Source organism: Curtobacterium sp. VKM Ac-2861 (assembly GCF_013204965.1).
Taxonomy (GTDB): Bacteria; Actinomycetota; Actinomycetes; order Actinomycetales; family Microbacteriaceae; genus Curtobacterium.
Window position 1 is genome coordinate 456,347 of the sequence record NZ_JABMLA010000002.1, and the last position, 24,792, is coordinate 481,138.

Consider the following 24,792-nt stretch of genomic DNA (forward strand, 5'->3'; position numbering starts at 1 on the left):
GCGGGTGCGCCCGTCCGCCACATGGTCACGACCAGGGCAGCAGGTGCGGCGTCAGGGCTGGAACACCTGGATCTGGTCCAGCTCCGCGAAGCCCGTGCCCTTCGTGAAGGTCAGCGTGTTCGCGCCGGCCTTCAGGGTGACGGTCTTCTGCGCCCACCCGAAGCGCCCCCAGTTGACGGTCGGCGCGTAGCTGACCGTCCCGACCGACGTTCCGTTGACGGCGAGCGCGTGCGTGCTCGTCGCCCCGGTGCCGTTGTCGTACCGGACGTTGACGGTGTACGTCCCCGCGGTCGCCGCCTGCACCGTGAACTGCACGGAGCTGGTCGCGTTGTTGATGTTGCCGACCTTCGCACCGCCGACGGCGTCGGCCTGGGTGACCGTGCTCGTGTCGCTCCGCACCGCCGACTCGGCCTCGTACCGCAGCGCGTTGATCGGGATCGACCCGACCCGCACGTCGTTGTAGGTCGTCGTCAGGTTCTCGACGTTCGTCGCCTGGTAGAGCGTCTTGCCGTCCGCGCTCGAGTCGAAGCCCTGGGCGAAGCCGCTGAACGTGCCACCTTCGGCGTCGCGGGCGTCGTACGTGACCGCGTAGGGCAGCTGCTCCCACGAGCCGGAACCCTGATTGCGGTTGACGACGAAGTTCTGCCCACCGTCGATGTTGCCAGCGCTGTCGAGCGACCACTTCGACGACACCACGATCATGCCGTTCGCGTTGCCCGTCGTCGGGACCCAGCGGACTTCGGGCGAGGAACCGACCCCGCGGCCGTCGGGCAGTGCGATCTTCGTCCCGATGCTCGTCTCCGGGCTCCAGGTCAACCCGTCGGGCGAGGTCTTGAAGTACACCGGCGCCGTGTTGTTCGTCTGGCTCGGTCGGTTGACGACCTCGAAGGTCGCCACGTAGTTGCCGTTCGGGATCCGGGTGACCGTGATCATGCCGGGCCGGTCACTCTTGTTCGTCGGCGCCGAGACGTTCACCAGGCCACCCCAGGTGAGACCGCCGTCCGTCGACCGTCGGTAGCTGACGGCCTGCAGGACGTTGTTCGCCTTCTGCCGCTCGTCGGAGAAGTACGTCACGAGGCCGCCGTTCGCGTCGACCGCGACGGACGGCTCCCAGACCGTCGAGGTGGTGGACGTCGGACTCGGGTCGTAGGTGGCGGGCCCGCCGGTGTCGACGGTGCTCGCGAACGACCAGGTGAGACCGTGGTCGAGGCTCTTGTACATGACCAGACGGCTGCTCGACCGGTCGGTCGGCATGATCATGCCGCTCAGCAGCAGGGTGCCGGCGGGCATGGTGCCGAGCTGGATCGGGGTCTCGTACAGCGAGGGCTGGGCAGTGCGGGTGAGCGTCGGGAACTGCGTGCTCGGCTTCACGGTGGCGACGCGGCTCCACGAGGTGCCGTTGTCGGTGCTGCGGTAGATCGGGTAGACCTGCACGCCGTTCTCGAGCACGAGCTGGTCGAAGGTGACGAACTGCTGGCCGTTCGCCGAGCCGCTGTTCTTCAGGACGATGTTCTTGGCGTAGGTCGTGCCGGCAGCACGTCCGCCCTCGGGGTTGAAGGCGGTGCCCGCTGCCGGCGAGTACACGAGGGCTCCGTTGCCGGTCGTGACCGCCTGGGCGGGAGCGGGGCCGGTGACACCGGCGACGAGGGCCGCCGCAGCAGCGGCAGCGGTGACGACGAGCGCGAGCGTTCGGCGTCGACGAGGCGCCGGAGCGGCGCCGAGGCGGAGGGACATGGTGCTCCGTTCGGTTGTTGGTGCAGTGGTGGTGCGCGGAGACGGACGGGAGGCGCGGGACCGACCCGACCCGCGCCTCCAGACCGTCACTGGGTCGCCGACAGGGCCGCTGCCACGGCTCGTTCCTGCCGCGCATGCGCGGCGAAGGCGTCGGCGACCGGGTTGCGACGGCGGTCGAGCCCGCCGTCGCCGTCTTCGACGAGGTCGAAGAGGCCCATCGTGAGCAGATGCTCCTGGCGGGGTGCGTCCGTGTGCCGCCAGGTCCACTCGTACATGTCGAACAGCGGCCACCAGGTGTACCCGACCACCGGGACGCCCTCGGCACGGAGCTCGTGCACGGCGGCCACGGAATCGTCGAGCCAGCCGATGCGTTCGTCGACGGACCCGGTGACGCACGTCTCGGTCAGCATGACCGGGGCGCCGTACCGCTCGGCGTACGTCGTCAGCACGTCGCGGAGCCCCTCGGCCCCCGTGTCCCGGTACGGACGCGGGTCGGCGAAGCCGCCGCCGTGGTGGACGCCGGCCTCGAAGACCTCGGTGGAGTGCAGGGGGTAGTAGTTGACGCCCATCACGTCCGGCCGGACCGCGTGCTGGCGGAACCAGTCCAGGTCCGCGTCGGTGACCCCGCCGGAGCGCAGCCGTCCGACGAGCGGATGGTGGTCGTCGACGCCGCCGGTCACGAGGTCCTCGACCAGGAACGTCTGGGCGCGGAGCCGCGCCACGGTGTCGCGGTGCTCGGGGGCATCGACGTCGCCGACGTACCGGATGCCGGCGTCGACGTGCACGAAGGTGGCGGCGTCTCCGAGTTCACGGGCGATCGCGTGCTGGGTGGAGACGAACCCCTTCGCCAGCGCCGAGGCGATCCGGGCAGAACCCTCGGCACCGGTCAGGTACGGGGGCCAGTACCCGTACTCGCCGGAGAACAGGGCGTGGATGACGGGCTCGTTGACGGGCGTGTAGTCGGTCGCGACGTCGCCGTACCGGGCGGCGAACCGGGCGGCGTACTCCCTGACGTGCGCCGGGTAGTCGGGGTTCGCGAACTGACCGTCGAGCCAGAGCGGTGTGCCGTAGTGCAGCAGGTCGATGACGGGCCGCAGGCCGGTCTCACGGAAGCGCTGCATGACACCGTCGACCCACGACCAGTCCCACACACCGGGCTCCGGGGCGACCCGGTACCAGGGCACGCCCCAGCGGAGCAGCTCGGCGCCGACGTCGACTGCCAGGCCGAGATCGGCGGCGTACTGCCGGTAGTGGTCGGTGAGTTCGTACTCGTCGATGGGGCGCTCGCCCGGACGGGCCTGCGGGACGAAGGTGTCCTCGATGCCCAGGGCGAAGTGCAGCCGTCCGTCGTCGGACCAGTGCATGGTGTCTCGTTTCGTGGTGGGCGCGTCCCCGAGGGGACCGCGCGGGGTCGTCGTCACTTGAGCCCGGTGCTGGCGACGCTCTCGATGAAGCGGCGTTGCACGAGCAGGAACATGACGGCGAGGGGCAGCACGGCGATCAGGGCGCCGGCCATCATCACGCCCTGCGGGATGATGCCGCCGGGTCCGGTCAGCAGGGTCAGCCCCGAGGTGATGGTCCCCATGTCCTGGTCGGTGGTGAACACCAGCGGCCAGAGCAGGTCGTTCCAGTTGTTGACGAAGGTGAAGATGCCGAGGGTGAGCAGTGCCGGTACGGCGTTCGGCAGGATGATGCTCCGGAAGATCCGCCACTCGGACGCACCGTCGATGCGCGCCGCGTTGTCGAGGTCGCGGGGGAGCGACACGAAGAACTGCCGAAGGAAGAAGATGCCGAAGGCGTCCGCCGCCCGCGGTGCGATGAGGCCGGCGAAGGTGTTCACCCACCCGAGGTCGGACACGAGCTGGTAGATCGGGATCAGGGTGGCCTGGAACGGGATCATCAGGCTGGCGATGATCACGATGAGCAGGACCTTGCTGCCCCGGAAGTCGAGCCGGGCCAGCGCGTAGGCGGCGAGCGCGTCGAACGCCAGCGCGAAGACCGTCACCCCGCCGGCGAAGGCGAAGCTGTTCAGGATGAGCCGGCCGAACGGCAGCTGCGTGAAGATCGCCCGGAAGTTGTCGAGCGTCCACGTGTGCGGGAACAGCGTCGGCGGGTAGGCGTTCACCTCGCTCGCCGGCTTGAACGCCGTGAACACGATGACGAGCACGGGGAGCAGCACCGCGAGGGTGACGATGAGCACCGCGGCGAAGCCGAGCCAGCGCATCGAGGGTGGGCGACGGGCCACGGTCCTGCGCCGGACCGCGGTGGCCGGACGGGGGAGTGCGGTCATGATGCGGTGTCCTCTCCGCGCTTGCCGAAGAACAGGAACTGCACGAGGCTCAGCAGCAGGGTCGCGATGAGCAGCACGTACGCCAGCGCGGACGCGAAGCCGAGGTCGAGGTCCTTGAACCCGGACTGGTAGATCTGCATGACGATCGTCTCGGTGGACCGGTACGGCCCGCCGCCGGTCAGGACGTAGATCTGGTCGAACGCCTGCAGTGCGGCGATGAGCGCGACGATGACGACGAACGCCATGGTGTTGCTGAGCATCGGGAACGTCACGTTCGCGAACCGCTGGCGGCCGTTCGCGCCGTCCAGCTGCGCCGCCTCGTACAGGCTGGTCGGGATCTCCTGCAGCCCCGCCAGGAAGATGACCATGTAGAAACCGAAGTTCTTCCAGACCGCGACGAGCACCACGGTCGGCATCGCCAGGGCCGGGTCCTGCAGGACGTTGCCGAGCCGGATGCCGCCCACCTGGAGCCAGTGGTTCAGCAGGCCGATCTGCGGGTCGAGCAGGTACGACCACGCGAACGCGGCGACCGCCAGGGACACGATGAACGGCAGGAACAGCGCCGAGCGGAAGAAGCCGCGGAACGGCACCGCCGGGTGGTTGAGCGCCAGGGCCAGCACCAGCGCCACGGCGATCGCGACCGGGGTGAACAGCACCGAGTACAGCGCCGTGTTGCCGATCGAGCGGACCACGTCCGGGTCGGTGAAGACCCGGACGTAGTTCGCGAAGCCGACCCAGCTCGGGTCACCGAAGCCGCTGGCGTCCGTGAAGGACAGCCGCAGTGCCGAGAGCATCGGCCACAGGACGAACGCCCCGAGGATGACGATCGCGGGTGCGAGGAATCCGACGACGGTCGCACGGCGGCGGAAGGTCCCGTTCAGGGGCGTCCGGCCGCCGAGCTGTCCCGGGGGTCGGTACCGACGGCGTCGGCCGAGTTGCTGCGTGGTCATCGTGGTCCTCTACTTCAGGGCTGACTGCACGTCGGTGTCGGCGGTACCGAGGAGCGACTCCGGGTCGCCGCCCGCGATCGACTTCTGCGTCGCGGTGTCGAGCGCGGTGAGCACGTCACCGCTGTTCACGACGCCCGGGAGGAGCGGGATCGTCGTGCCGGGCAGACCGGTCAGTGCCGCGACGGTGGGGTTCGCGTCGACGTCGGCGGCGGTCACGTCGGTGCGCAGGGACGGCCAACCCGACCCGAGCGCCCACTTGGTCGCGACGTTCTTCTCGTTGAAGTACCGCAGGAAGTCCTCGGCAGCGGCCTGCTTCGGGTCGTCGGTCTGTGCGGTCACGCCGAGCGAGATGCCGATGGCGGAGGCCACCTGCGCCTTCGGCCCGGCCGGGATCGCGGCGATGCCGTAGTCGATGTCGGACGCCTTCGCGACGCCCGCCATCCACGGGCCGCCGATCTCCATGGCGGTCTTGCCGGCGGTGAAGAGCTTGTCGGCCGCGATGCCGTCGACACCGGTCGGCGAGATCTTGTCCTGCCGGATCGCCTTCGCCCAGTACTCGAGCGTCTCGACGTTCGCAGCGGAGTCGATGGTCGACTTCGTGCCGGCGTCGTTCGTGATCGAGCCGCCGTTGCCGGCGAACAGGCTCGGCCAGATGCCGTTGCCGACCGTCTGGTGGTCCGGCAGCACGAGCCCGTACTGCTCCGGGGTGCCGTCGCCGTTCTCGTCCTTCGTCAGCTTCTTCGCGTCGGCGACCCACTCGTCCCACGTCGTCGGGAACGCGTCGATGCCGGCCTCGGCGAAGAGCTTCTTGTTGTAGATCACGGACAGGGGCACGAAGCCACTCGGGACGCCGTACTCCTTGCCGTCGACCTGCTCCATCGCGACGGCCTGCTCCTTGAGCTCGCCGGTGTTGCTGGTGTCGTCGTCGTAGAAGTCGCTCAGGTCGACGAGGGCTTTCTTCTCGGCGTAGACGGGCAGTCGGTCCGAGGTCATCGCGACGATGTCCGGGCCCTTCTTCGCCGTCAGCGCGGGGAGCATCGTGTCGTCGATGACCGCCCACGTCTTCGTCTGGGTCGTGATCGTGACCTTGTCCTGCGACTCGTTGAAGTCCTTGACGATGCCGTCCAGGACCTTGCCGTCGGCCTCGGTGTACCCGTGCCAGAACGTCAGGTCGACGTGGGCGTTCGCGGACGATCCGGGGGAGCCGGCGCACCCGGCCAGGGAGATCGCCGCCGCTGTTGCGAGCGCGACGACCGCGATGTGCTTCTTCATCGAAAACCTGCCATCCGTCCCGCACTTCGGTGTGCGGGACCTCGTCCATGCCGGATTTACACCGGTGTAAATCTGGACAGTAGTCCGTGCTCGACGGGCAGGTCAAGACCTCAGGCGGAGACCGTGCGTTCCACGGCGACGGGCGCCGACGACGCCCGCACGACCAGGGCATGCGGCGAGCGCAGCACGCCCGGACCGACGGCCGCGTCCTCCTCGAGCTGCTCGACGAGGACCCCGACCGCCGTCGCCGCGACCCGGTCCAGGTCGGCCGACACCGTGGTCAGCGCGGGCGTCGCGTACGCCGACTCCTCGATGTCGTCGAAGCCGACGACCGCGACGTCGTCCGGCACGGTCCGACCAGCGAGCTGCAACGCGCTCATCGCGCCGAGCGCCAGGGCGTCGTTGCAGCACACGATCCCGTCGACCTCGACGCCGGACTCGAGCAGTGCCCGCGCCGCCGCTGCCCCCTCGGCCCGGTGCCAGAGCGCCGTGGGGACGACGAGTTCGGGTCGGAACGCCACGCAGCGCTCGGCGAGCGCCTCGCGGTACCCGCGGAGCCGCTCCTGCGCCGTCCGTACCGGCCCCGACGGTTCGGAACCGATGAAGGCAATCGAACGACGGCCCGCGTCGAGCAGGTGCGCCGTCGCGTCGTGCAGCGCGTCCGCGTTCGACATCGTGATGAACGTGACCGGGCTGTCCGGGATCGGCTCGCCGAGCACCACGAGGGGGAACTTCACCTCGAGCGCGGGAGCATCGCTCGACCGCACCGTCAGCGGGCTGTAGATGATGCCGTCGATCGAGTGTTCGCGCATCCGGGTGATCGCGTCCGCCTCACGCACGCCGCTCGCAGTCTGCTCGATGAGCACCGTGTAGCCCACGGCACCGGCAGCGCGGATGACGGCGTCGGCGAGCTCGGCGAAGTACGCCTGCCGCAGCTCCGGCACCGCCAGGCCGATGACCTTCGACCGGCCGGCGCGGAAGTTCCGGGCCGAGACGTTGAGCTCGTAGCCGAGTTCGTCCACCGCCGCCATCACCCGGTCGTGGGTGCGGGCCGAGACGTGCTCGTAGCCTGACAGGACGTTCGAGACGGTCTTCTTCGAGACGCCCGCGACGGCTGCGACGTCGCTCATCGTGGGGGGCGAGCGGTGTCCCTGGGCCATCCGCGCTCCCCTCTCGCGTCCGGAATGCGTTGGGCAGGAACCTACCGCACCAGCGTCGTGCGGCCCGGACGGGAGGCCCGTGGCGGCCTGGTCACGTCCTCCTCCGCAGGCTCACGCCGACCGGGCAGTGCGGGCGCGGTGGTCTTCGCGCGCGGCACTCACGACCCCCGCCACGGCGAGCACGATGAGGATCGTCTGCACCGTGGCGAGCACCGGTGCAGCCGTTGCATCGTCGGGCTGGACGAGGGCGTCCGTCGGGCCCGACGGACCGGACGCCAGGTACAGGACGAAGTCGGTCAGCACGTGGACGAGCATCGCCACCCACAGCCGGCCGCTGACCCGACGGACCCAGTAGTACAGGCTGCCGTTCATCGCCAGGAACGACACCTGGAACAGGATCGCCGCCGGTGGCACCCCCGCCCACACGCTCCCGACGACGTGCGCGAGACCGAACACCACCGAGGTGACGAGCAGTGTGACGAGTTCGCCGTGCTTGCCGCGGACGGCCTCGACGAGGATGCCGCGCAGGAAGAGCTCCTCACCGAAACCGACCATGAGCGTGCCGAGCAGGACGATCAGCACCGTGCCGAACGTCCGACCAGCCCCGATCGAGTCGCCGAGCTGAGCGAACGCCAGCACGAGCATGAGCACCGGGATGGCGATCAGCCACAGCCGGCGCGGACGGAGGGTCGGGGTCGGCGGTTCCGACCACACCCGTCGACCCCACCCGGACCGACGCAGGAACACGAGGCCGAACACGATGGCGATCGGCAACGGGATGAAGTGCGACAGGACGAACTCGGCGGTGTCGTCGTCGCCCGCCAGGTCACCGAGCACGTTGCCGAGGACGGCAGCGAAGAGCACGTAGACGACCACGGCGGCCAGGCCGACCCAGGTCGTCCGGGCGATCGGCGCGCGCGTCGGGGCGGTGGTCGTCACCGCGATCGCGTCGCCGTCGACGTGAGCTGCGCCCGCGGTCCGAGCCGTTCGTCAGCACCGCGGATCACGAACCCGACCGACACCAGGGCCAGGGCGCCGACGACGAACACGAACGCCTGCGCGAACGGCGCTGCCGCACCCGGCGTGCCGTTGCCCGAGATGAACTGCGCGAAGTCCCACAAGCCGTGCAGGAACATCGCCGGGATCAACGACCCGGTGCACCGGCGGACGATGTAGAACGACGTCCCGACCAGGAAGGCGAAGCCCACCTGCGGGAGGGTCGCCGACAGCGGCTGCCCGAGCAGCGAGTTGCTGAGGTGCATCGCACCGAAGAGCACGGACGTGATCAGCCACACCCAGACCTCGGACAGCCGACTGCGCAGTGCGACGAGGAGCAGGCCCCTGGCGACGATCTCCTCGGTGAAGCCCACGAGCACCAGGACGAGGGCGGCGGCGAGGAACGCCCCACTGACCGCCTGCCAGTCCGACGCCAGGAGGACGACGACGGCGATCACCGCGAGCAGGATCGGGGCGATCAGCGGCCACCGGCGCTGAGCACGGTGCCGCTCGCGCAGCGCCGGTCCCCACCAGCCGAGCAGCGTCGTGACGATCGCGAGCACGACGGTCGCCACGATGAGGGAGAGCCCGGCGCCGAGGAACAGGTTCCGCGCGGAGTCTCCCCAGCGCGTGTAGTCGATACCCGTCGCCGCTTGGATCCCGACCACGAGAACGGCGTAGCCGACGAAGACCACCACGCCGATCCAGATCTTCGGTGCAACACGCATGCCGTCCCCGTCCGCTCAACGGGACGCCCGATCGTCCCCGGACCCATTGTGCAGGCGGCACGACGGACGTGTTCGTTCAGCCCAGGTGCGCGTAGTCCGGCAGGTCGATTGCGTCGACCGGTGGCGTGAAGAACCGGTCGCCGAGCCGACCGATGAACGGGGTGGAGGCGACCCGGACCGCAGCACCGAACGCGGCGATCCCGAGCCGGCTCTTCGGGTTCGCGACCCGCGGCACCCCCGGCGGCAGCTGCTGCGCCTGGGCGACGTACGGCCGCATGATGCGCTCGTAGCCCCGGAATGCATCGCGTTGGTCGACGTGGGCGGCGAGTTCACCGGCCAACACGTACGCCCCGGTGAGCGACAGGCTCGTGCCCATGCCGCTGACCGGCGAGGCGCAGTACGCGGCGTCGCCGACGAGCGCGACCCGACCCTCGGACCACCGCGGCGCACGGACCTGCCCGATCGACTCGGAGTACAGGTCGTCGGCGCTGTCGATGCCCGCGAGCACACGACGCGCTTCCCAGCCGGCGTCGGCGAAGACCTCGTGCAGTCGGCGACGCTGTTCCTCGATCGACCGTCGCTCGGAGCCGGCGCGCTCCCGGGTCCGATCGGTCACGAACGACAGCGTCGCCCGAATCGTGCCGTGTGGGTCCGGACGGAGGGTGATCGACCGACCACCCGGTGCGTTGTACCAGCGCCACCAGTCGTCGTCGGCATCGGTGCGGGGGATCGTCGCGTAGGAGGTCTCGAGGCCGAGGGACCGGATCTCGGGCTCGTCGCCGAAGACCAGTCGCCGGGTGCTCGACCCGATGCCGTCCGCCGCCACCACCAGGTCGAACCGCTCGTCGGCGGCGTGCTCGAACTGCACGGTCACGCCGTCGCCGGCGCCGCCGTCGTCGTCCGCCATGCCGGTGATGCGGTCGCCGAACCGGTACTCGGTGGTGTCGGTGGTCCGGCCGACCAGCAGCTGCGCGAGGTCACCGCGCAGGATCTCGAGCTCCGCGGTGGCGCCGCCCGAGTCCGTGGTTCCGGCCGGGAACTCCGCGATGACCGAACCGGAGCGGCCGATGAACCGCGTGCCGACCTCACCGGTGGTGGCGGCACGGATGTCGTCCTCGATCCCCATCCGCCGCGAGACCTCGCGCCCGGCGCCCCGCACGTCGACGTTCTGGCCACCGGTCCGGAGTTCCGGCGCGCGCTCGACGATCGTCGTGTCGTAGCCGTACCGGTGCAGCCAGTAGGCCAGGGCGGGTCCGGCGATGCTCGCACCGGAGATGAGGACGCGCTTGCGGTCGGTCGACATGTTGCCTCGAATCTTGATTACCAATGAGATTGGCAATCTACACGACTACCATCGACCTCGTGCCGCACGACGAACCGACAGCGCCCACCGACGGAAAACGAGACCGCGACGCCCGGAGCGACCGCGAGGACCGACGCGACCGCGAAGCCGCCCGTCGCGACGGACGGCCGCTGCCCGACGACGACATCCGCGCCCGGGTCCAACAGGTCGGGGTCCGCCAGCAGCGCTTCGAGCGACACCTCGCCCGGGCACTCGACGTCGACGCGGCCGGGCTCGAGGCGATGGACCACCTCATCACCCACGGACGGTCCACCCCGACCGAGCTCGCGCGGCGACTGGAGATCTCCACCGCCGCCATGACCCTCGTGCTCAACCGACTCGAGTCCGCCGGCCACGTCACGCGGGAGCGGCACCCGAGCGACGGCCGGAAGCTCGTGGTCACCGCAGCCGAGCGGTCGTCCGATCGTGCGTACGACCTGGTGCTGCCGCTGATCGAGGGGATCGAGGACGTCGTCGCCGACATGGACGACAGCGAGCGCGCCACGGTGCAGGCGTTCCTGGACCGCCTGATCGGGATCTACGACGACGCGATGGACTGATCAGTCGACTCCGTCGGGTGACCACGGTCGCTCACCGAGGCTCCACCGCGCCATCGCCTCGACCTGTGCCTTCGCGCTCTCCAGGCTCGTGTGGTCGCCGAAGACCTCGCCCGACCACCCACGGACCTCGTACCGGTTCGTGAAGACGACGGTTCCGATGTGGGACCGGCCGGAGCGGGCTTCCCACCGGCCGACCTCGAGCGCGGTCCAGCTCGTCGGGTCGTGCTGGTGTGGGAGATCGGTCTGCGAGGAGGACATGGCGTTTCCGGTCGGCATCGGACGAGGAGATCGTGCCGGCAGCCGGGGGCCTGGGTCACCTGCGGTCGACGGTAGTCCCCGAGGGGATCCGCGGCCCAGGTTCGACCGACCGGAGCAGCCGGACGCGGACAACTCGAAGGCGGAGAGGTGCATCACGGTGCTCGACACGGAGTCCGGGTTCAGCGGACCGCCGCAGGATTGGCGAGCTGGGGGTAGAGCGCCTCGATCGGTGCGGCGAGTCCTTCCTTGACCCGAGCACTGAGTTCGTCGGCGATGACCTCGAACGCGTCAGCCTCGATTCCGTCGTAGATCGCCGACGCGAGGTCGGTCGGGGCCATCTTGGCGTCGTCGGTGTGGGCGGCCATCTGCGTGTCGACGTAGCCGACGTGGACGCCGGTGACGAGCACGCCGTGGGGTGCGAGTTCGAGGCGAAGGGAGTTCGTCGCGGACCAGATCGCGGCCTTCGACGCGCTGTACGCCCCGCCGAACGCGACCCAGCTCGCGACGGAGTGGATGTCGACGAGGGCTGCTCCGGTGGCCGCTGTGAGCAGGGGAGCGAACGCCTGGGCGACGCGCACCGGTGCGAAGAAGTTGATCTCCATCGTCTGGCGGAGGTCGTCGTCCGTCACGTCGAGCATGCTCGCGGTCGACGGGAGTCCGCCGGCGTTGTTGATGACGATGGTGACGTCGCTGGCGGAGGCGACCGCTGCCGACACGGAGTCGGTGTCGGTGACGTCGAGCGCCAACGGGACGATGCGCTCGTCGTCCCATGCACGGGGTGTGCGGGCGGTGGCGTACACCTTGGCGGCGCCGCGCGCGAGCGCCGCGTGCACGAGTGCGGTGCCGATGCCGCCGTTCGATCCGGTGATGAGGACGACGGCGTTGTTGATGGTGGGCATGGTGACTTCTTTCTGCAGGGTGGGGCGGTCGCCGAGAGGGCGGTGGTTACTTGCTGGTCGGGTACAGGGGGCGCAGCGCACGGGTGAGGACCCGGTCGATGGCTCGGTCAGGGAGGAACCGGGCGAGACGCGTCAGGAGCGCAGCGTCCCGGCCGATCGTGTAGCGAGTCCGCGGGCGGGGGTGCGTTGCGGCAGCCGCGATGGTCTTCGCTGCGGTGTCGGCGGTCACTCCGTCGCGGAGGAAGCCTTCGGACTGCGCGAGGATCGCGTGGATCAGCCCGCCGTACCGGTGCTGCTGGTCCGGGGTCATCTCGCTCGAGAGTCGGCGTGCGGTGACGCCGCCGCGTCCGACCATCTCGGTCCGGACTGCGCCGGGCTCGACGATGACCACTCCGACGCCGTGTGGTGCCAGTTCGCGGCGGAGTGAATCGCTGACCGCCTCGAGCGCGAACTTCGACCCCGAGTACGCACCGTAGGTCGGCTGCGCCAGGCGGCCACCGACGGAGCTCATCATGACGACACGTCCGCGGCTTCGGAGCAGCGCCGGCAGAAGCGCCTGGGTGACGGCGATGTGACCGAAGAAGTTGACGTCGAACTGGCGCCGCCACTCGGTCATCGGCATGACCTCGACCGGAGCGTTGACGGCGATCCCCGCGTTGTTGATCAGCGCAGCGAGCGGCAGGTCTTCCGCCTCCACAGCGGCAGCGAGGTCGGCGATCTGCTCGGGCTCGGTGATGTCGAGGATCACCGGGCGCACGGTCGAGGACTGCAGTGCGCGTCCGTCTTCTGCCCGACGAACGCCCGCGAGCACGTGGTGGCCACGGGCAGCGAGCTCGCGGACCGTTGCCGCACCCATCCCGGTGGACGCGCCGGTCACGACGAAGAGCGATGCACTTTCAGTTGACGTTGTCATCTTGCAAGAGTCACATTCTCAGATGACGGTGTCAACTGTAGGATCGGGTCATGGTGAGTCGACTCGAATCCGCCGCTGCCACGCGCCGTGCGCTGCTGGATGCCGCCCGGAACCTGCTGACGGAGGGTGGGCCGGCACGCGTGACGCTCCGCGAGGTGGGCGCGCGCGCGGAGGTGTCCCGAGGGGCGCCGTACCGGCACTTCGCCGACAAGGAGAGCCTCCTCGCTGCGGTCGGAGCGGAGAGTTGGGACCGGATCACGACTGAACTCGCGCAGATCCAGGCGTCGGACTCCCGCTCTGCGGTGGACCGCCTCAGAGCCGCGTTGGAGACGCTGATGGCGGTGGCTCGGGACGAGCCGGAGGTCTACCGGATGATGTTCACGATGCCGGCGAACGATCCGGAGGTCGCGATCGCGGCTGCGGCACGCGCGCAGTTCGAGTTCTTGCGCATCGTCGGGAGCGTGGTCGGTGCCGAGCATGCGCACTTGTACGGAGCGATGCTGCTGACGAGCGCGCACGGCATCGCGAGCATGGATGCCAGCGGCCACCTCTCGCCCCAGATGTGGCAGACGACTCCCGCTGCGGTGGTGACTGCACTGGTCGGTCTCGTCGCGCACGCCAGCTGACACCTCAGAGGTTGATCATGTGCCCGGTGAGCCCGTGGAACGCTTCCTGCAGCGCCTCACCGAGCGTCGGATGGGCGTGCACGTTGCGCGCGAGCTCCAGCGCGGTCAGGTCCCACTTCTGGGCGAGGGTGAGTTCTGGGAGGAGCTCGGCGACGTCGGCTCCGACCATGTGCGCCCCGAGGAGTTCTCCGTGGCGGGCGTCCGCGACGAGCTTGACGAACCCGCCGGGCTCGCCGAGGCCCTGGGCCTTCCCGTTCGCGGTGAACGGGAACTTGGCGACTCGGACGTCGTGACCCTCGGCGCGGGCTTGGGCTTCGGTGAGGCCGAACGACGCGACCTGCGGCTGGCTGAAGGTGGCGCGCGGCATCATCCGGTAGTCGACGATCGGCATGGTCTCGGCGGCGGCGATGGTCTCCGCCGCGACGACGCCCTGTGCCTCGGCGACGTGGGCGAGTTGGAGCTTCGCCGTGACGTCGCCGATCGCGAAGACGTGTGGCACGTCGGTGCGCATGACGTCGTCGACCGCGACTGCTCCGTGTTCGGTGAGCGACACCCCGGTGCGTTCGAGACCGAACCCCTCGGTCCTGGGGGCGAACCCGACCGAGACCAACGCCCGGTCGGCGCGCAGGCTCGATCGCTGACCCGCGGCGTCGGTGTACTCGACGGTGACGGCCGCACCGTCGTCGGTGACGGACTCGACCTTCGTCGAGGTGAGGAGGGTGATCCCGAGCTTCCGGTACTGCCGTGCGACCTCCTTCGACACCTCGGCGTCCTCGTTGGGCAGGACGCGGTCGAGGTACTCGACGATGGTGACGTGCACGCCGTAGTTGGCGAGGACGTAGGCGAACTCGATCCCGATGGCGCCAGCGCCGATGATCACGATGGACTCCGGCAGGTCTCGGTCGAGGATCTGGGTCTCGTACGTGACGACGCGTTCGCTCAGTGCGATCCCGGGGAGGAGCCGGACGGTCGACCCCGTTGCGATGATGACGTGCTCGAACGTGATCTGTCGACTGCCGCCCTGGGTGAGGTCGACCTGCATGGTGTGTGCGTCGGTGAAGGTGCCCCGGCCGTCGATCTCGGTGATCGCGTTCTTCTGCATGAGGTAGTGGACGCCCTTGACGCGCCCCGCCGCGACGGATCGGCTGCGGTCGTGGGCGATTCCGTAGTCGAAGGTGACGTCGCCGGAGATCCCGAACCGCTCCGCGTCGTGCTGGAAGACGTGGGCCAGTTCGGCGTTCCGGAGCAGGGCCTTGGACGGGATGCAGCCGACGTTGAGGCAGACCCCTCCCCAGTACTGCTGTTCGACGACGGCGACGCGCTTGCCGAGTTGGGCGGCACGGATCGCGGCGACGTAGCCTCCGGGGCCGGCGCCGAGGATCACGACGTCGAAGTGCTGGTGGTCGGTGGCGTTCATGACAGGCCTTCTCTCTGTGGCGCGGAGACCAGATCCGACGACGACCCACGAGGCGCGATGACCGTGTCGATCTGTGTGCGGATGTCGGCGAGGAGTTCATCGGCGCCCCGGTCGAGGTGGATCGTCGCGGTGACACCGATGTGGACGATCGCGGTGACGACGCCGGCCAGGACGGTCGCTTCGCCGTGCTCGATGTGTGCTGACCGCTCGAGTGCGCGTGCGATGCCACCCTCGAGCTGCTCGGCGAGGACGAGACCGCGGCGCCGGTTCGCTTCGGTCGGGTCGCCGAACACCAGCTCGTGCAGGTAGGTGCGGCCGTTCTCCGGATGCTCCCGGATGCACAGCACAACCGGCGTGAGCACCGCGAGCACGACCTCCGTCGGGGATGCAGCGGAGGAGACGACATTGGCGACGGTGAGTCCTTCTTCGATCGCCGCCGCGAACTCCTCGTTCTGGACCATGATCAGCAGCTCCGCTTTCGAGGCGGCGTACCGGAACAGGGTGCCCACCGCGACATCGGCTCGGTCAGCGATCTGCTGGGTCGTGACTCGGGACACGCCGTGCTCGGCGAACAGTGCTCGCGCAGCAGCGACGATCCGTCGTGACTTGTCCTCCTTCGCGCGCTCGCGGCGCGTCGGTTCAGTCCGTTGCTGTGACATCCGAACTCCCTTGACAAGGCGACTGAGTGAACTCATTATTGAGCGTACTCGGGAAAACCGGGGACCACCAGTCGCTGCTGCAGGGACCGACGAGAAGGCGAGACGACCGTGACCGACACCGGAGACGTCCAGCGGGTCGAGACGACCCCCACGCAGGTGGTGCCCGTCCCGACTGGCGGCGTCGTCGTCCGGGTCCTCGGTCGGCCGGCCGACGAAGCAACTCCGCTGGTGGCGCTGACGCACCTCGGCGGGAACCTCGACAGTTTCGACCCCGAGGTCGTCGACCCGCTGGCAGAAGACCGCCGGGTGGTCCTCGTCGGGTACTCCGGCGTCGGCGCTTCGGACGGCCCACTCCGAGACTCGATCGAGGACATGGCCGTCGACGTCATCGCAGTGATCCGGGCACTCGGGTTCGAACGGGTCGACCTGCTCGGACTCTCGATGGGCGGGATGGTCGCTCAGGAGATCGCAGACCGGGTGCCGGAGTCGGTGGAGCACCTCGTCCTCGCCGGGTCAGGCCCTGCGGGCGGTCCGGGACTCACTCGGCTGCCGGGCATCATGGTCCGGGGGATCCTGCGGGGCATCCTCACCCGCACGGACCCGACGGTCCTGTTGTTCTTCACGCGAACCCGGAACGGTCGCCGGGCCGCAGCCGCGTACCGGTCCCGCCTCGCACGACGTGTCGTCGACCGAGACGCACCGGTCGCGCTCCGCGTGTTCCGCGCGCAACTCCGAGCGGTGCACCGATGGGGAGACCGCCCCTGGTCGCCGGCTCCTTCAGCGTTCAGCGGCCCCGTCCTCGTCGTCCACGGCGACTCCGACCGGATGGTTCCGGCAGCCAACGCCGAGACCCTGCGTGACCGCTACCCGCAGGCGACCGTCCGCCGCTTCCCCGACTCCGGCCACGGCGTCGTCTCGCAGAACCGAACGGACATCGTGACCGCCGTTCGGCAACTCCTGCAGACGTAGTACGACATCCCCCACCCCCACGACCACACGACCCCAGGAGCAACCGACCATGCGCGCCTTCGCCTTCGACCAGTACAAGCAGCCCCTCCGCGAGACCGACGTCCCCGAACCGGTCGTCGGCGACCACGACGTCCTCGTGGCCGTCGCCGCCGCCGGCCTGAACCAGCTCGACGAGAAGATCCGCCAGGGCGAGTTCAAGCTGATCCTGCCGTACAAGACCCCGCTCGTCCTCGGCCACGACGTCGCCGGCACCGTGATCGCGGTCGGCGCAGGCGTCCGACGGATCAAGCCCGGTGACGAGGTCTTCGCCCGCCCCCGTGACCACCGCATCGGCACGTTCGCCGAGCGCATCGCCGTCGACGAAGCCGACGTCGCCCGCGCGCCGTCGAACGTGAGCGCAGCCGAGGCTGCCTCGATGCCGCTCGTCGCCCTGACCGCGTGGCAGGCGCTCGTCGAGAAGGGCAGGGTCGGACCGGGCACGAAGGTGCTCGTCCACGCGGGCTCCGGTGGCGTGGGGACGATCGCGATCCAGCTCGCCAAGCACCTCGGTGCCCACGTCGCCACCACGGCGTCGGCCGCCAACGCCGACTTCGTCCGCGAGCTCGGTGCCGACGTGGTGATCGACTACCGAGCCCAGGACTTCGAGCAGGAACTGTCCGACTACGACTTCGTCCTCGACAGCCTGGGCGGCGAGAACCTCGAGAAGTCCCTGCGCGTGCTGCGCCCCGGCGGCAAGGTCGTGAGCATCAACGGCACCCCTGACCCTGCCTTCGCGAAGGAAGCCGGGCTGGGCCCGGTGATCCGCCTGGTCATCGCCGGCATCAGCCGCGGGGTCCGCGCGCAGGCGAAGCGACTCGGGGTCACCTACGAGTTCCTGTTCATGCGAGCGGACGGCGCGCAGCTCCAGCAGATCGCCGACCTCGTGCAGGCCGGCGCGATCCGCCCGGTGGTCGGCGCCACGTTCGCCTTCGACCAGACCCCCGAAGCGCTCGCGTCGATCGGGACGAGCCGCGTGCGCGGCAAGACCGTCGTCACCAGCAACTGACACCCCACCCACGACCGAACGGATCCGCCACCATGAGCGCCACCGACCCCTCGATCACCTCGTACGCCCACGCACCGACCAAGACCGTGCACGCCGGCGGTGCCACCTTCGCGTACCGCGAGCTCGGGCCGACCGGAGGCATCCCCGTCGTGTTCTTCGTGCACCTCGCAGCGACACTCGACAACTGGGACCCACGGATCGTCGACGCGATCGCCGCGACCCGGCACGTGATCACCTTCGACCAGCTCGGCGTCGGCGCCTCCAGCGGCACCTTCCCCGACACCCTCGACGCCGCAGCGGGTGACGCGTACGCGTTCATCAGCGCCCTCGGCCACGAACAGATCGACGTGTTCTCGTTCTCGATGGGCGGGATGATCGCGCAGGACCTCGTCGTCGCGCACCCCCGGCTCGTCCGGCGGCTCGTCCTGACCGGCACCGGACCACGCGGCGGCAAGGACATGGACAAGGTCGCTCGCACGACGTACTACGACATCCTGCGCGCCACGCTCACCCGGTCGGACCCGAAGGAGTTCCTGTTCTTCAACCGCGATGCCGTCGGTAAGCAAGCAGGCAAGGCGTTCATCGGGCGTCTGGAGGAACGCACGAACGACCGCGACGAGGCGATCAGCGCCAAGGCGTTCCGAACCCAGCTCAAGGCCATCCAGCGCTTCGGCCGGTCCGAGCCGTCCGACCTGTCCGTGATCACGCAGCCGACCCTGATCGCCAACGGCGACCACGACCGGATGGTGCCCTCGGTCCTCTCCGAGGACCTGCACCGCCGCATCGCCGGGTCCGAGCTGGTCATCTACCCGAACTCCGGCCACGGCGGCGTCTTCCAGTACTGGGAGCAGTTCGCCCCGGTCGCTGCGGAGTTCCTGGCCGCCTGACCGCAGCACCACCGCCTCAGCGCGGCAGGACCGCCCCGAGCTGCGCCCGGATCGACTCGACGACGCTCGCCACGCTGGTCTCGGGGTCGACGTGCGACACCATGGTGACGAACACCACCGCCGAGACCACGTGCGCGAGCGTCGCGGCCCGTGCGTCGTCGAGACCACCGCGGTCGATCAGGATCTCCGCGACCGCCTGCTCGGTCATCCCCGAGATCGCGAGCGCTCGCGCATGGTGCGGCTCGCCAGGGTCCCCGAAGGCCATCTCCCGCAGGTAGGTCCGCCCGTTGGACACCTGCACCCAGTTGCAGGCGACGATCGGCGTCACGAGCGCGAGCACCGCATCGAGCGCGTCGTCGGTCGCCTCAGCAGCTCGACGGCCCTGTTCGAGCGCTTCGTCGTACTTCGCGTTCTGCACCAGCAGCAGCAACTCGCCCTTGGTCTTCGCGTACAGGAAGAGCGTGCCGGCTCCGATGTCCGCGCGCTCCGCGATCTGCTGCGTCGTCACGTCGTCGACGCCGTGCTCGGCGAACAGTTCGCTGGCAGCAGCCGTGATCCGGTCGAGCTTGTCCTGTCGGTTCCGCTCGCGACGACCTGGGGCCTGTGTCACGCGCACACTCCGGATCTGGTCGGCGATGGGGTCGACCCATCCTGCCATCCGCAGGAGAACCCCGGGACCCGGCCGGCGGCCGTCGACGTGGCGCGCAGTGCGGACGGGAGGCCCGTGGCGGGCCCGCACCGTTCCTCCCGTCCGCCGCCCCCTGCGTTCAGTGCCCCCGGCGGTCAGCCGCCGCCCGCGTGAACGTGCGGTGCACGACCCCCGACGGCGACGCGACCGTCTCGACGGCGAAGCGCTCCTCGATCCCCTCGAGTCCGGCCCAGAGCCGCTCGCCCCGGCCGAGCACGATCGGCACCTCGACCACGTGCAGGTGGTCGACCAGGTCGGCCTGCAGGAACTCGCGGACGGTCTCGACCCCGCCGCCGATCCGGACGTCGCGGCCCGGTGCGGCCTGGCGGGCGAGCTCGAGCGCTTCCGCCGGGGTGGCGTCGACGAAGTGGAAGGTCGTCCCGCCCGCCATCTCGAGGGGCTCGCGCGGGTGGTGGGTGAGCACGAACACGGGCGTGTGGAACGGCGGTTCGTCGCCCCACCACCCGGTCCAGCCGTCGTCGGGCCACGGTCCGCGCTGGGGTCCGAACTTGTTCCGCCCCATGATCTCGACACCGATCTCCGGTCCCCAGGCGCGAGCGAACTCGTCGTCGACATCGGTGGTCCCGCCGGACGCTCCTTGCATCGCGCGGAAGGTGGCCGTGGCGGCGAACCACCCCATGAGTCGGCCGTCGGCGTGCCCGAACGGCCGGTCGATCGACTGGTCGGCTCCGGCGCCGTACCCGTCGAGCGAGATCGCGAAGTTGTGGACCCTGACCGTCGACATGGTGCTCCTGTCCTGCTTCAGAGGGTGATGCTCGTCGCCGTCGCCAGGGCGTCGACGAGTTGGCGGCGGAACTGCGGGTCAGCAACCGCCTGGTGCGGCTCCTGCCGCTGTCCGTGGAACCAGTAACCGCCGCTGAGGGCTGCGTCGGGGTCGGTCACGAGGGCCTCTTGGGTGCGGTGCCCGAGCTCGAGGTCGTCCGACGCCCCCGCGCCGCCCATCTTGGTCGGGACCCAACCCGGGTCGACGGCGTTGCTCAGGACGCCGGGCCGGCGCTCGGCGACCTCGGCGGCGAGCGCGGTCACGAAGAGCTTGGTGTCCGAGTAGGTGTTCGTCTCCGCGGTGCCGTCCCAGTCGACGCCATCCAGGCGGGGCCGGCCGCCGCGGTGCATCCCACTGCTCAGGTACACGTGCCGGGTCGGCGCGTGGAGCAGCGCGGTGAACAGGTACGGCGCGACGACGTTGACCGGGATCAGCGCACGGCCGGAGATCACGCCGGCGTTGTGCACGACCGCGTCGATCGGGTCGCCAGCGTCGAGGTCGCGCGCGGCGGCGATCACGGCCTCGCGGTCGGACAGGTCGGCGACGACGAGCGTGGCACCACGGTCGAGCAGGTCGGCGACTGCCTCCGCCCGTGCCGTGCTCCGGGCGTGCACGACGACGTCGTGCCCGTCACGCAACAGGGTGTCGGCGGTCGCCCGCCCGAGGCCGTCGGTCGATCCGGTGACGAGGATGCGGGACATGCGTTCATCATGCGCCGGGTGGCGGGGGCGTGTGCGGCAGGTGGACCAGCAGCGGGGCGGACGGGAGGCGCGGGGCGGGCCCGCACCGCGCCTCCCGTCCGTCTCGGCCCGGCCACACGGCTGCAGTACGGTCGCAGCATGAGCAGCTTCCTCGACCCCGCGGACGCCGTCGCCGTCGGCGACGCGACGATCGTGCCGGACGCGACGCGTCCGGTCGCAGCGGTCGTCACGGGTGACGACGTGCGGTGGGTGACGTGGCCAGACGCCCCGTTGCCCGACGGTGCGGTCGACGACGTCCGCGTCCTGGCGACCACGGATGGCGCGTGGATCGTCTACGGGTCGAACGGTGACGGTGACGACGCGGTGTCCCGGTCCGCCGTCCACGTCACGCCGACCGGTGTGACGTGCGCGGTCGAGCTCGGGGATCGTCGGCCGCACGGTGCCGATGTTGACGGGTTGTGGATCGGTGACCCGCGACCAGCGTCGATGTGGGACGGCGAGGACGACGACGTGGACGTCGATGCGGATGCCGGTGGCTCCGACGACTCCGACGACGCCGACGCCGCCGCCGACGCCGACGATCCGCTCGACGGCGTCGACCCCGAGACCCTGCCGTGGGCGCCGGCCGAGCCGTTCTGGCCGACACCGGAGGAGTGGGCGGCGACGCTCGAGACCGAGGCTGCCGCCGAGCACGACCACGACGACCCGGAACTGCTCGACGACGAGGACGACGGTGGCCCGTACACCTGGAGCATCGGCTTCGGCGACGAGTCCGACGGCTTCGTCCCGTCGATGGAGCCACTCGCCGACCCGGGTCCGCCATTGCCCACCCCGGCAACCGACCTGGTGCTCGTGCGGCCGGACGGCAGTCGCGCGACGATCGCCGTCGACCACCTGGTCGAGGGCGTCGGTCGCGAGGGCTCGGTGCTGACCGTCCGGTACGCGCCAACCGGGCCCCGGCGGACTCCGGACTCCGCGGGCGGGCTGGACTACACGTACCAGTACCGCGAGGTCGACGTCGACCTCTCCGATGGCCTGCCGACCACCATCACCACCGATGCCCTGCCGGCGCGGACGGTGGACGAGGACGAGGACGAATCGTCGTGGGAGGCCGAGGAAGCACGGCTCGAAGCGGCTCGCGCCCCGTGGATCGAGCGGCTCGACCTCACCGGGGTCGAGGGCGCCCGGTGGCCGCTCCACGACACGGATGACTCGACGAAGGCGCAGGCGGTCGCCGCACTCGTCGGGGTGTTCGAGTCGCTGGCCGAGCCGGGCATCCTGTGGACCCGCGAGCACCCGGAGCCCCGCCGTGCGGCGAGCGCCTACCGGGCCGTCGAGGTCGTCGTCGAGGGGGAGTGGCCGGCGACCGAGGTGGTCGTGTCGTTCGAGCACAGCGACGTGCCGTACCTGCGGCTCCGTCGGCGCTACCGGGTGTTCGACGACGCCGGCCACGTCGAGGACTGGACGTACGTGACGGTGTACCTCGAGGAGGACATCGCGACCCGGGACATCCCTGCGCGTGACGCCGCCGTGGACGGCGTCCTCGACATCTGACGGATCGCGCCCGTTCCGCAGCCTCAGCCGATGATGCCCGTGTGCTCGAGCACGATGTTCACGCCGATCAGGATGAGCACGACACCGCCGGCGATCTCGGCCGGCTTGCCGAACCGGGCTCCGACGCGGCGCCCGACGACCACGCCGGCGAAGGACAGCACTGCCGTCGTCACACCGATGAGCAGCACCGCGCCGCCGATCGACACCGGCAGGAACGCCAACGTGACACCGACGGCCAGGGCGTCGATGCTCGTCGCGATCGCCAGGACCAGGAGTTCGCGGATCGGCAGACGGTCGGTGTCCTGCTCGGTGTCCTCGTGCTTCGAGAACGCCTCCCACAGCATCTTGCCGCCGATCAGCGCGAGCAGCCCGAACGCGATCCAGTGGTCGAAGGCGGCGATGTACTGCGCGAACGCCGAACCGAGCAGCCATCCGAGCAGGGGCATGAGCGCCTGGAACGCACCGAACGTCAGCGCGATGACGAGCGCGTGCCGCACGTCGAAGCGCTTCATGTGCAGGCCCTTGCCGAGGGCGACGGCGAAGGCGTCTGCGGAGACGCCGAGCGCGATGAGGAAGAGGGCCCAGAACGACATGGGGGCGGCGCCTTTCGAGACGGTCGGACGGAGACGCCGACGTCTCAGGACCTGACGATCCTGGCATGGTTCCGAGGACGAAAAGGCCTGATCAGCGGTATTCGTCGTGCCGAATCCGGGGGTTGGTGCGCCCGCCCCGGACCCCCGTGGTCGCCGCCGGTCGCGCCTCCGGTCCTCAGCGAGCGACGGACAGAGCGAAGGGCGCGAAACCGATTGCGCCGAGCAGGCTCGGCACCATCAGCGCCATCGACTCCGGGCCGGACGCGGTGGCGATCGGGCCGAGGTCCACGACCCACCCGTCCTGCCAACCCAGGCTGCGAAGCAGGTCGCCCACCGTGGCCTTCGCCGCGGCGTCGTCCCCGGAAACGAAGGCGGTCGGCGGGGTGGCGAGTGCCGCCGGCGCGGTCATGACCGAGAACAGCATCGTGTTGAGGCTCTTCACCACCCGGGTCTCCGGCAGGGCGGCCTGCAGCCGCTCGCCGAGGCTGCCGTCGAGGTAGGCGAGTCCACCCGGCAACCCGTCGGCGGTCCGCGTGGTCGCGTTCGAGACGTCGAGCAGGATCCGTCCGGCGAGTCCGGCCCGCAGTGCGGTCATCCGCTCCAGGGTCGTGTCGCCCGGTGTGGCGTTGACCACGACCGCGGCGGTCCGGATGGCAGTCGCGACGTCGGCGACCTCGACCCCGGTGTCGGCCCAGTCCGGCCGGACGGAATCGGGATCGCGGACGCCGATGGTGACGGGGTGGCCGGCGGCGGCGAGGCCGCGCGCGAGCGTGCTCCCGACACGTCCGGATCCGAGGACGGAGATGGTCGTGGTCGTGGTCATGGGGGTGTCCTTCGTGGTCAGGTGCGACGGGTGGGTCAAGGGGTTGGGGTCAGCGGCTCAGCGGCTCAACGGGTGAGCACTGCTGCGATCTGGCGGGCGAGGTCCGGGGCCGCCGCGATGCAGTCCTCGCTCGCCAGCGTCCAGGGGGCACCGCTCGTGGCGGTGACGGCACCGCCCGCTTCGTGCACCAGGAGCGCCCCGGCAGCCAGGCCGGACCGCACCTGCCCGAACTGCCAGAAGCCGTCGACGTGCCCGGTGGCGACCTGCACGAGCTGCACCGTCGCGGGGACCGAGGCCGACACGAGCAGTGCTGCGTCGAGCATCCGGTCGATCGAGTCGCTCATCCGGCGACGGATCTCGGATGCCTCGCCCGGCTTCGCCTGACCGGTACCGACCAGGGCGGCTCCGAGCTCGGTCTTCCGCGAGGCGCTGATCGGGGTGCCGTTCAGCCGCGCACCGGCCCCGCGGACGGCCGTGAACACCTGGTCGAGTGCCGGCAGGACGACGGCGGTCAGGACGGGGACGTCGTCGCGCACGAGCGTCGCGGTCACGCCCCAGTTCGCGGATCCGTGGACCAGGTTGACGTTGCCCTCGGCGGCGTCGGTCACCCACCACTCGCCCGGGCCGAGCGTGCCGGTGCCCTCTTCGTCGTCGTCCCACTTCGCATCGGGCCGGAGGCGCTCGAGCGCCGGTCGGAGCACCGCCGTCGAGGCCGCGTCGTTCGCGTCGATCGCGGCGAGCAGCGACCGCCCGTCGTCGACCCGGTTCGCGGTCGAGAAGCGCTCGAGGAGCACCTGCGCGGCCGCGGTCACCGCCTCCGTCACGCCGGTGAGCAGCTGGTGGTCGTCCATGGTCGTCTCCTGTCCCGGCCGACGCGGTCCGTCGATCCGGGAGCAACGCTACGAACGCCGACCATTGCACACCAGTACATTCCGCGCACCGGT

General features: G+C 70.2%; 26 protein-coding genes. 6 read left to right on the forward strand and 20 right to left on the reverse strand.

The window, feature by feature from the left end; all coding sequences use genetic code 11:
* Nucleotides 1-51 precede the first annotated feature (51 nt).
* From HQQ88_RS07060 to HQQ88_RS07100, 9 genes are all read right to left on the reverse strand, one after another.
* A complete protein-coding gene (locus HQQ88_RS07060) occupies nt 52-1,734 on the reverse strand; it encodes a CBM35 domain-containing protein (RefSeq protein ID WP_173169022.1) in 1,683 nt (560 codons plus the stop codon).
* An 86-nt stretch (nt 1,735-1,820) separates the two neighbouring features.
* Nucleotides 1,821-3,098 carry a family 1 glycosylhydrolase gene (locus HQQ88_RS07065; protein WP_173169023.1) on the reverse strand — a complete coding sequence of 426 codons (1,278 nt, stop codon included), beginning with the start codon at nt 3,096-3,098 and terminating at the stop codon, nt 1,821-1,823.
* Between the two features lie 53 nt (nt 3,099-3,151).
* A complete protein-coding gene (locus HQQ88_RS07070) occupies nt 3,152-4,024 on the reverse strand; it encodes a carbohydrate ABC transporter permease (protein WP_123937084.1) in 873 nt (290 codons plus the stop codon).
* Nucleotides 4,021-4,974, reverse strand: coding sequence for a carbohydrate ABC transporter permease (locus tag HQQ88_RS07075; RefSeq protein ID WP_173169024.1), 954 nt, complete (start codon nt 4,972-4,974; stop codon nt 4,021-4,023). The genes HQQ88_RS07070 and HQQ88_RS07075 overlap by 4 nt, the downstream gene beginning before the upstream one ends.
* A 9-nt stretch (nt 4,975-4,983) precedes the next feature.
* A complete protein-coding gene (locus HQQ88_RS07080; protein WP_123937085.1) occupies nt 4,984-6,246 on the reverse strand; it encodes an ABC transporter substrate-binding protein in 1,263 nt (420 codons plus the stop codon).
* A gap of 110 nt (nt 6,247-6,356) precedes the next feature.
* Complete coding sequence (locus HQQ88_RS07085; RefSeq protein ID WP_173169025.1) at nt 6,357-7,376, reverse strand: LacI family DNA-binding transcriptional regulator; 1,020 nt, start codon at nt 7,374-7,376, stop codon at nt 6,357-6,359.
* 141 nt (nt 7,377-7,517) lie between these two features.
* Entirely contained in the window at nt 7,518-8,345 is an 828-nt protein-coding gene (locus HQQ88_RS20105; RefSeq protein ID WP_173169026.1) for a type II CAAX endopeptidase family protein, read from the reverse strand.
* Nucleotides 8,342-9,130 carry a type II CAAX endopeptidase family protein gene (locus HQQ88_RS07095; protein WP_173169027.1) on the reverse strand — a complete coding sequence of 263 codons (789 nt, stop codon included), beginning with the start codon at nt 9,128-9,130 and terminating at the stop codon, nt 8,342-8,344. The genes HQQ88_RS20105 and HQQ88_RS07095 overlap by 4 nt, the downstream gene beginning before the upstream one ends.
* 76 nt (nt 9,131-9,206) lie before the next feature.
* Complete coding sequence (locus HQQ88_RS07100) at nt 9,207-10,433, reverse strand: FAD-dependent monooxygenase (protein WP_173169028.1); 1,227 nt, start codon at nt 10,431-10,433, stop codon at nt 9,207-9,209.
* Nucleotides 10,434-10,492: 59 nt separating this feature from the next.
* Between HQQ88_RS07100 and HQQ88_RS20110 the strand changes: the two genes are divergently transcribed.
* Nucleotides 10,493-11,032, forward strand: a complete 540-nt coding sequence (locus HQQ88_RS20110; RefSeq protein WP_367916991.1) for a MarR family winged helix-turn-helix transcriptional regulator — start codon at nt 10,493-10,495, stop codon at nt 11,030-11,032.
* Here HQQ88_RS20110 and HQQ88_RS07110 read toward each other — a convergent pair whose 3' ends face one another.
* From HQQ88_RS07110 to HQQ88_RS07120, 3 genes are all read right to left on the reverse strand, one after another.
* Entirely contained in the window at nt 11,033-11,308 is a 276-nt protein-coding gene (locus HQQ88_RS07110; protein ID WP_123292961.1) for a hypothetical protein, read from the reverse strand.
* 161 nt (nt 11,309-11,469) lie between these two features.
* Nucleotides 11,470-12,189, reverse strand: coding sequence for an SDR family oxidoreductase (locus tag HQQ88_RS07115; protein WP_173169029.1), 720 nt, complete (start codon nt 12,187-12,189; stop codon nt 11,470-11,472).
* A 46-nt stretch (nt 12,190-12,235) separates the two neighbouring features.
* Nucleotides 12,236-13,102, reverse strand: coding sequence for an SDR family NAD(P)-dependent oxidoreductase (locus HQQ88_RS07120; RefSeq protein ID WP_123937092.1), 867 nt, complete (start codon nt 13,100-13,102; stop codon nt 12,236-12,238).
* Between the two features lie 50 nt (nt 13,103-13,152).
* Here HQQ88_RS07120 and HQQ88_RS07125 point away from each other — a divergent pair, with 50 nt between their 5' ends.
* Nucleotides 13,153-13,728, forward strand: a complete 576-nt coding sequence (locus HQQ88_RS07125) for a TetR/AcrR family transcriptional regulator (RefSeq protein ID WP_173169030.1) — start codon at nt 13,153-13,155, stop codon at nt 13,726-13,728.
* A 4-nt stretch (nt 13,729-13,732) separates the two neighbouring features.
* Here the strand turns inward: HQQ88_RS07125 and lpdA are convergent, their stop codons facing one another.
* Complete coding sequence (lpdA, locus tag HQQ88_RS07130; RefSeq protein WP_173169031.1) at nt 13,733-15,145, reverse strand: dihydrolipoyl dehydrogenase; 1,413 nt, start codon at nt 15,143-15,145, stop codon at nt 13,733-13,735.
* A complete protein-coding gene (locus HQQ88_RS07135; RefSeq protein WP_173169032.1) occupies nt 15,142-15,804 on the reverse strand; it encodes a TetR/AcrR family transcriptional regulator in 663 nt (220 codons plus the stop codon). Before HQQ88_RS07135 ends, lpdA begins: the two co-directional genes overlap by 4 nt.
* A gap of 108 nt (nt 15,805-15,912) precedes the next feature.
* Here HQQ88_RS07135 and HQQ88_RS07140 point away from each other — a divergent pair, with 108 nt between their 5' ends.
* Genes HQQ88_RS07140 through HQQ88_RS07150 form a run of 3 tightly spaced genes read left to right on the forward strand, consistent with a single transcriptional unit; the run spans nt 15,913 to nt 18,705 of the window.
* Nucleotides 15,913-16,773: an alpha/beta fold hydrolase gene (locus tag HQQ88_RS07140; protein WP_173169033.1), complete on the forward strand. Its 861-nt coding sequence runs from the start codon at nt 15,913-15,915 to the stop codon at nt 16,771-16,773.
* A 49-nt stretch (nt 16,774-16,822) separates the two neighbouring features.
* Nucleotides 16,823-17,818 carry an NADP-dependent oxidoreductase gene (locus HQQ88_RS07145; protein ID WP_173169034.1) on the forward strand — a complete coding sequence of 332 codons (996 nt, stop codon included), beginning with the start codon at nt 16,823-16,825 and terminating at the stop codon, nt 17,816-17,818.
* A 32-nt stretch (nt 17,819-17,850) separates the two neighbouring features.
* Nucleotides 17,851-18,705, forward strand: a complete 855-nt coding sequence (locus HQQ88_RS07150; RefSeq protein ID WP_173169035.1) for an alpha/beta fold hydrolase — start codon at nt 17,851-17,853, stop codon at nt 18,703-18,705.
* A gap of 16 nt (nt 18,706-18,721) precedes the next feature.
* On the opposite strand, the gene HQQ88_RS07155 is transcribed toward HQQ88_RS07150, so the two are convergent.
* The 3 genes from HQQ88_RS07155 to HQQ88_RS07165 all read right to left on the reverse strand — a co-directional run bounded on the left by HQQ88_RS07155 (nt 18,722) and on the right by HQQ88_RS07165 (nt 20,878).
* On the reverse strand, nt 18,722-19,321 hold the full coding sequence (locus HQQ88_RS07155; protein WP_367916994.1) for a TetR/AcrR family transcriptional regulator: 600 nt from the start codon (nt 19,319-19,321) through the stop codon (nt 18,722-18,724).
* A gap of 151 nt (nt 19,322-19,472) precedes the next feature.
* The gene (locus HQQ88_RS07160) at nt 19,473-20,138 is read right to left on the reverse strand and encodes a dihydrofolate reductase family protein (RefSeq protein ID WP_173169037.1); all 666 of its coding nucleotides are present in this window, start codon (nt 20,136-20,138) and stop codon (nt 19,473-19,475) included.
* 17 nt (nt 20,139-20,155) lie between these two features.
* Nucleotides 20,156-20,878: an SDR family NAD(P)-dependent oxidoreductase gene (locus tag HQQ88_RS07165; RefSeq protein WP_173169038.1), complete on the reverse strand. Its 723-nt coding sequence runs from the start codon at nt 20,876-20,878 to the stop codon at nt 20,156-20,158.
* Nucleotides 20,879-21,016: 138 nt separating this feature from the next.
* Between HQQ88_RS07165 and HQQ88_RS07170 the strand changes: the two genes are divergently transcribed.
* The gene (locus HQQ88_RS07170; protein WP_173169039.1) at nt 21,017-22,432 is read left to right on the forward strand and encodes a hypothetical protein; all 1,416 of its coding nucleotides are present in this window, start codon (nt 21,017-21,019) and stop codon (nt 22,430-22,432) included.
* Nucleotides 22,433-22,455: 23 nt separating this feature from the next.
* Here the strand turns inward: HQQ88_RS07170 and HQQ88_RS07175 are convergent, their stop codons facing one another.
* From HQQ88_RS07175 to HQQ88_RS07185, 3 genes are all read right to left on the reverse strand, one after another.
* A complete protein-coding gene (locus tag HQQ88_RS07175; RefSeq protein WP_123937103.1) occupies nt 22,456-23,025 on the reverse strand; it encodes a manganese efflux pump MntP family protein in 570 nt (189 codons plus the stop codon).
* A gap of 175 nt (nt 23,026-23,200) precedes the next feature.
* On the reverse strand, nt 23,201-23,848 hold the full coding sequence (locus tag HQQ88_RS07180; RefSeq protein ID WP_173169040.1) for an NAD(P)-binding domain-containing protein: 648 nt from the start codon (nt 23,846-23,848) through the stop codon (nt 23,201-23,203).
* A gap of 65 nt (nt 23,849-23,913) precedes the next feature.
* Nucleotides 23,914-24,699: an inositol monophosphatase family protein gene (locus HQQ88_RS07185; protein WP_173169041.1), complete on the reverse strand. Its 786-nt coding sequence runs from the start codon at nt 24,697-24,699 to the stop codon at nt 23,914-23,916.
* Nucleotides 24,700-24,792: the final 93 nt, after the last annotated feature.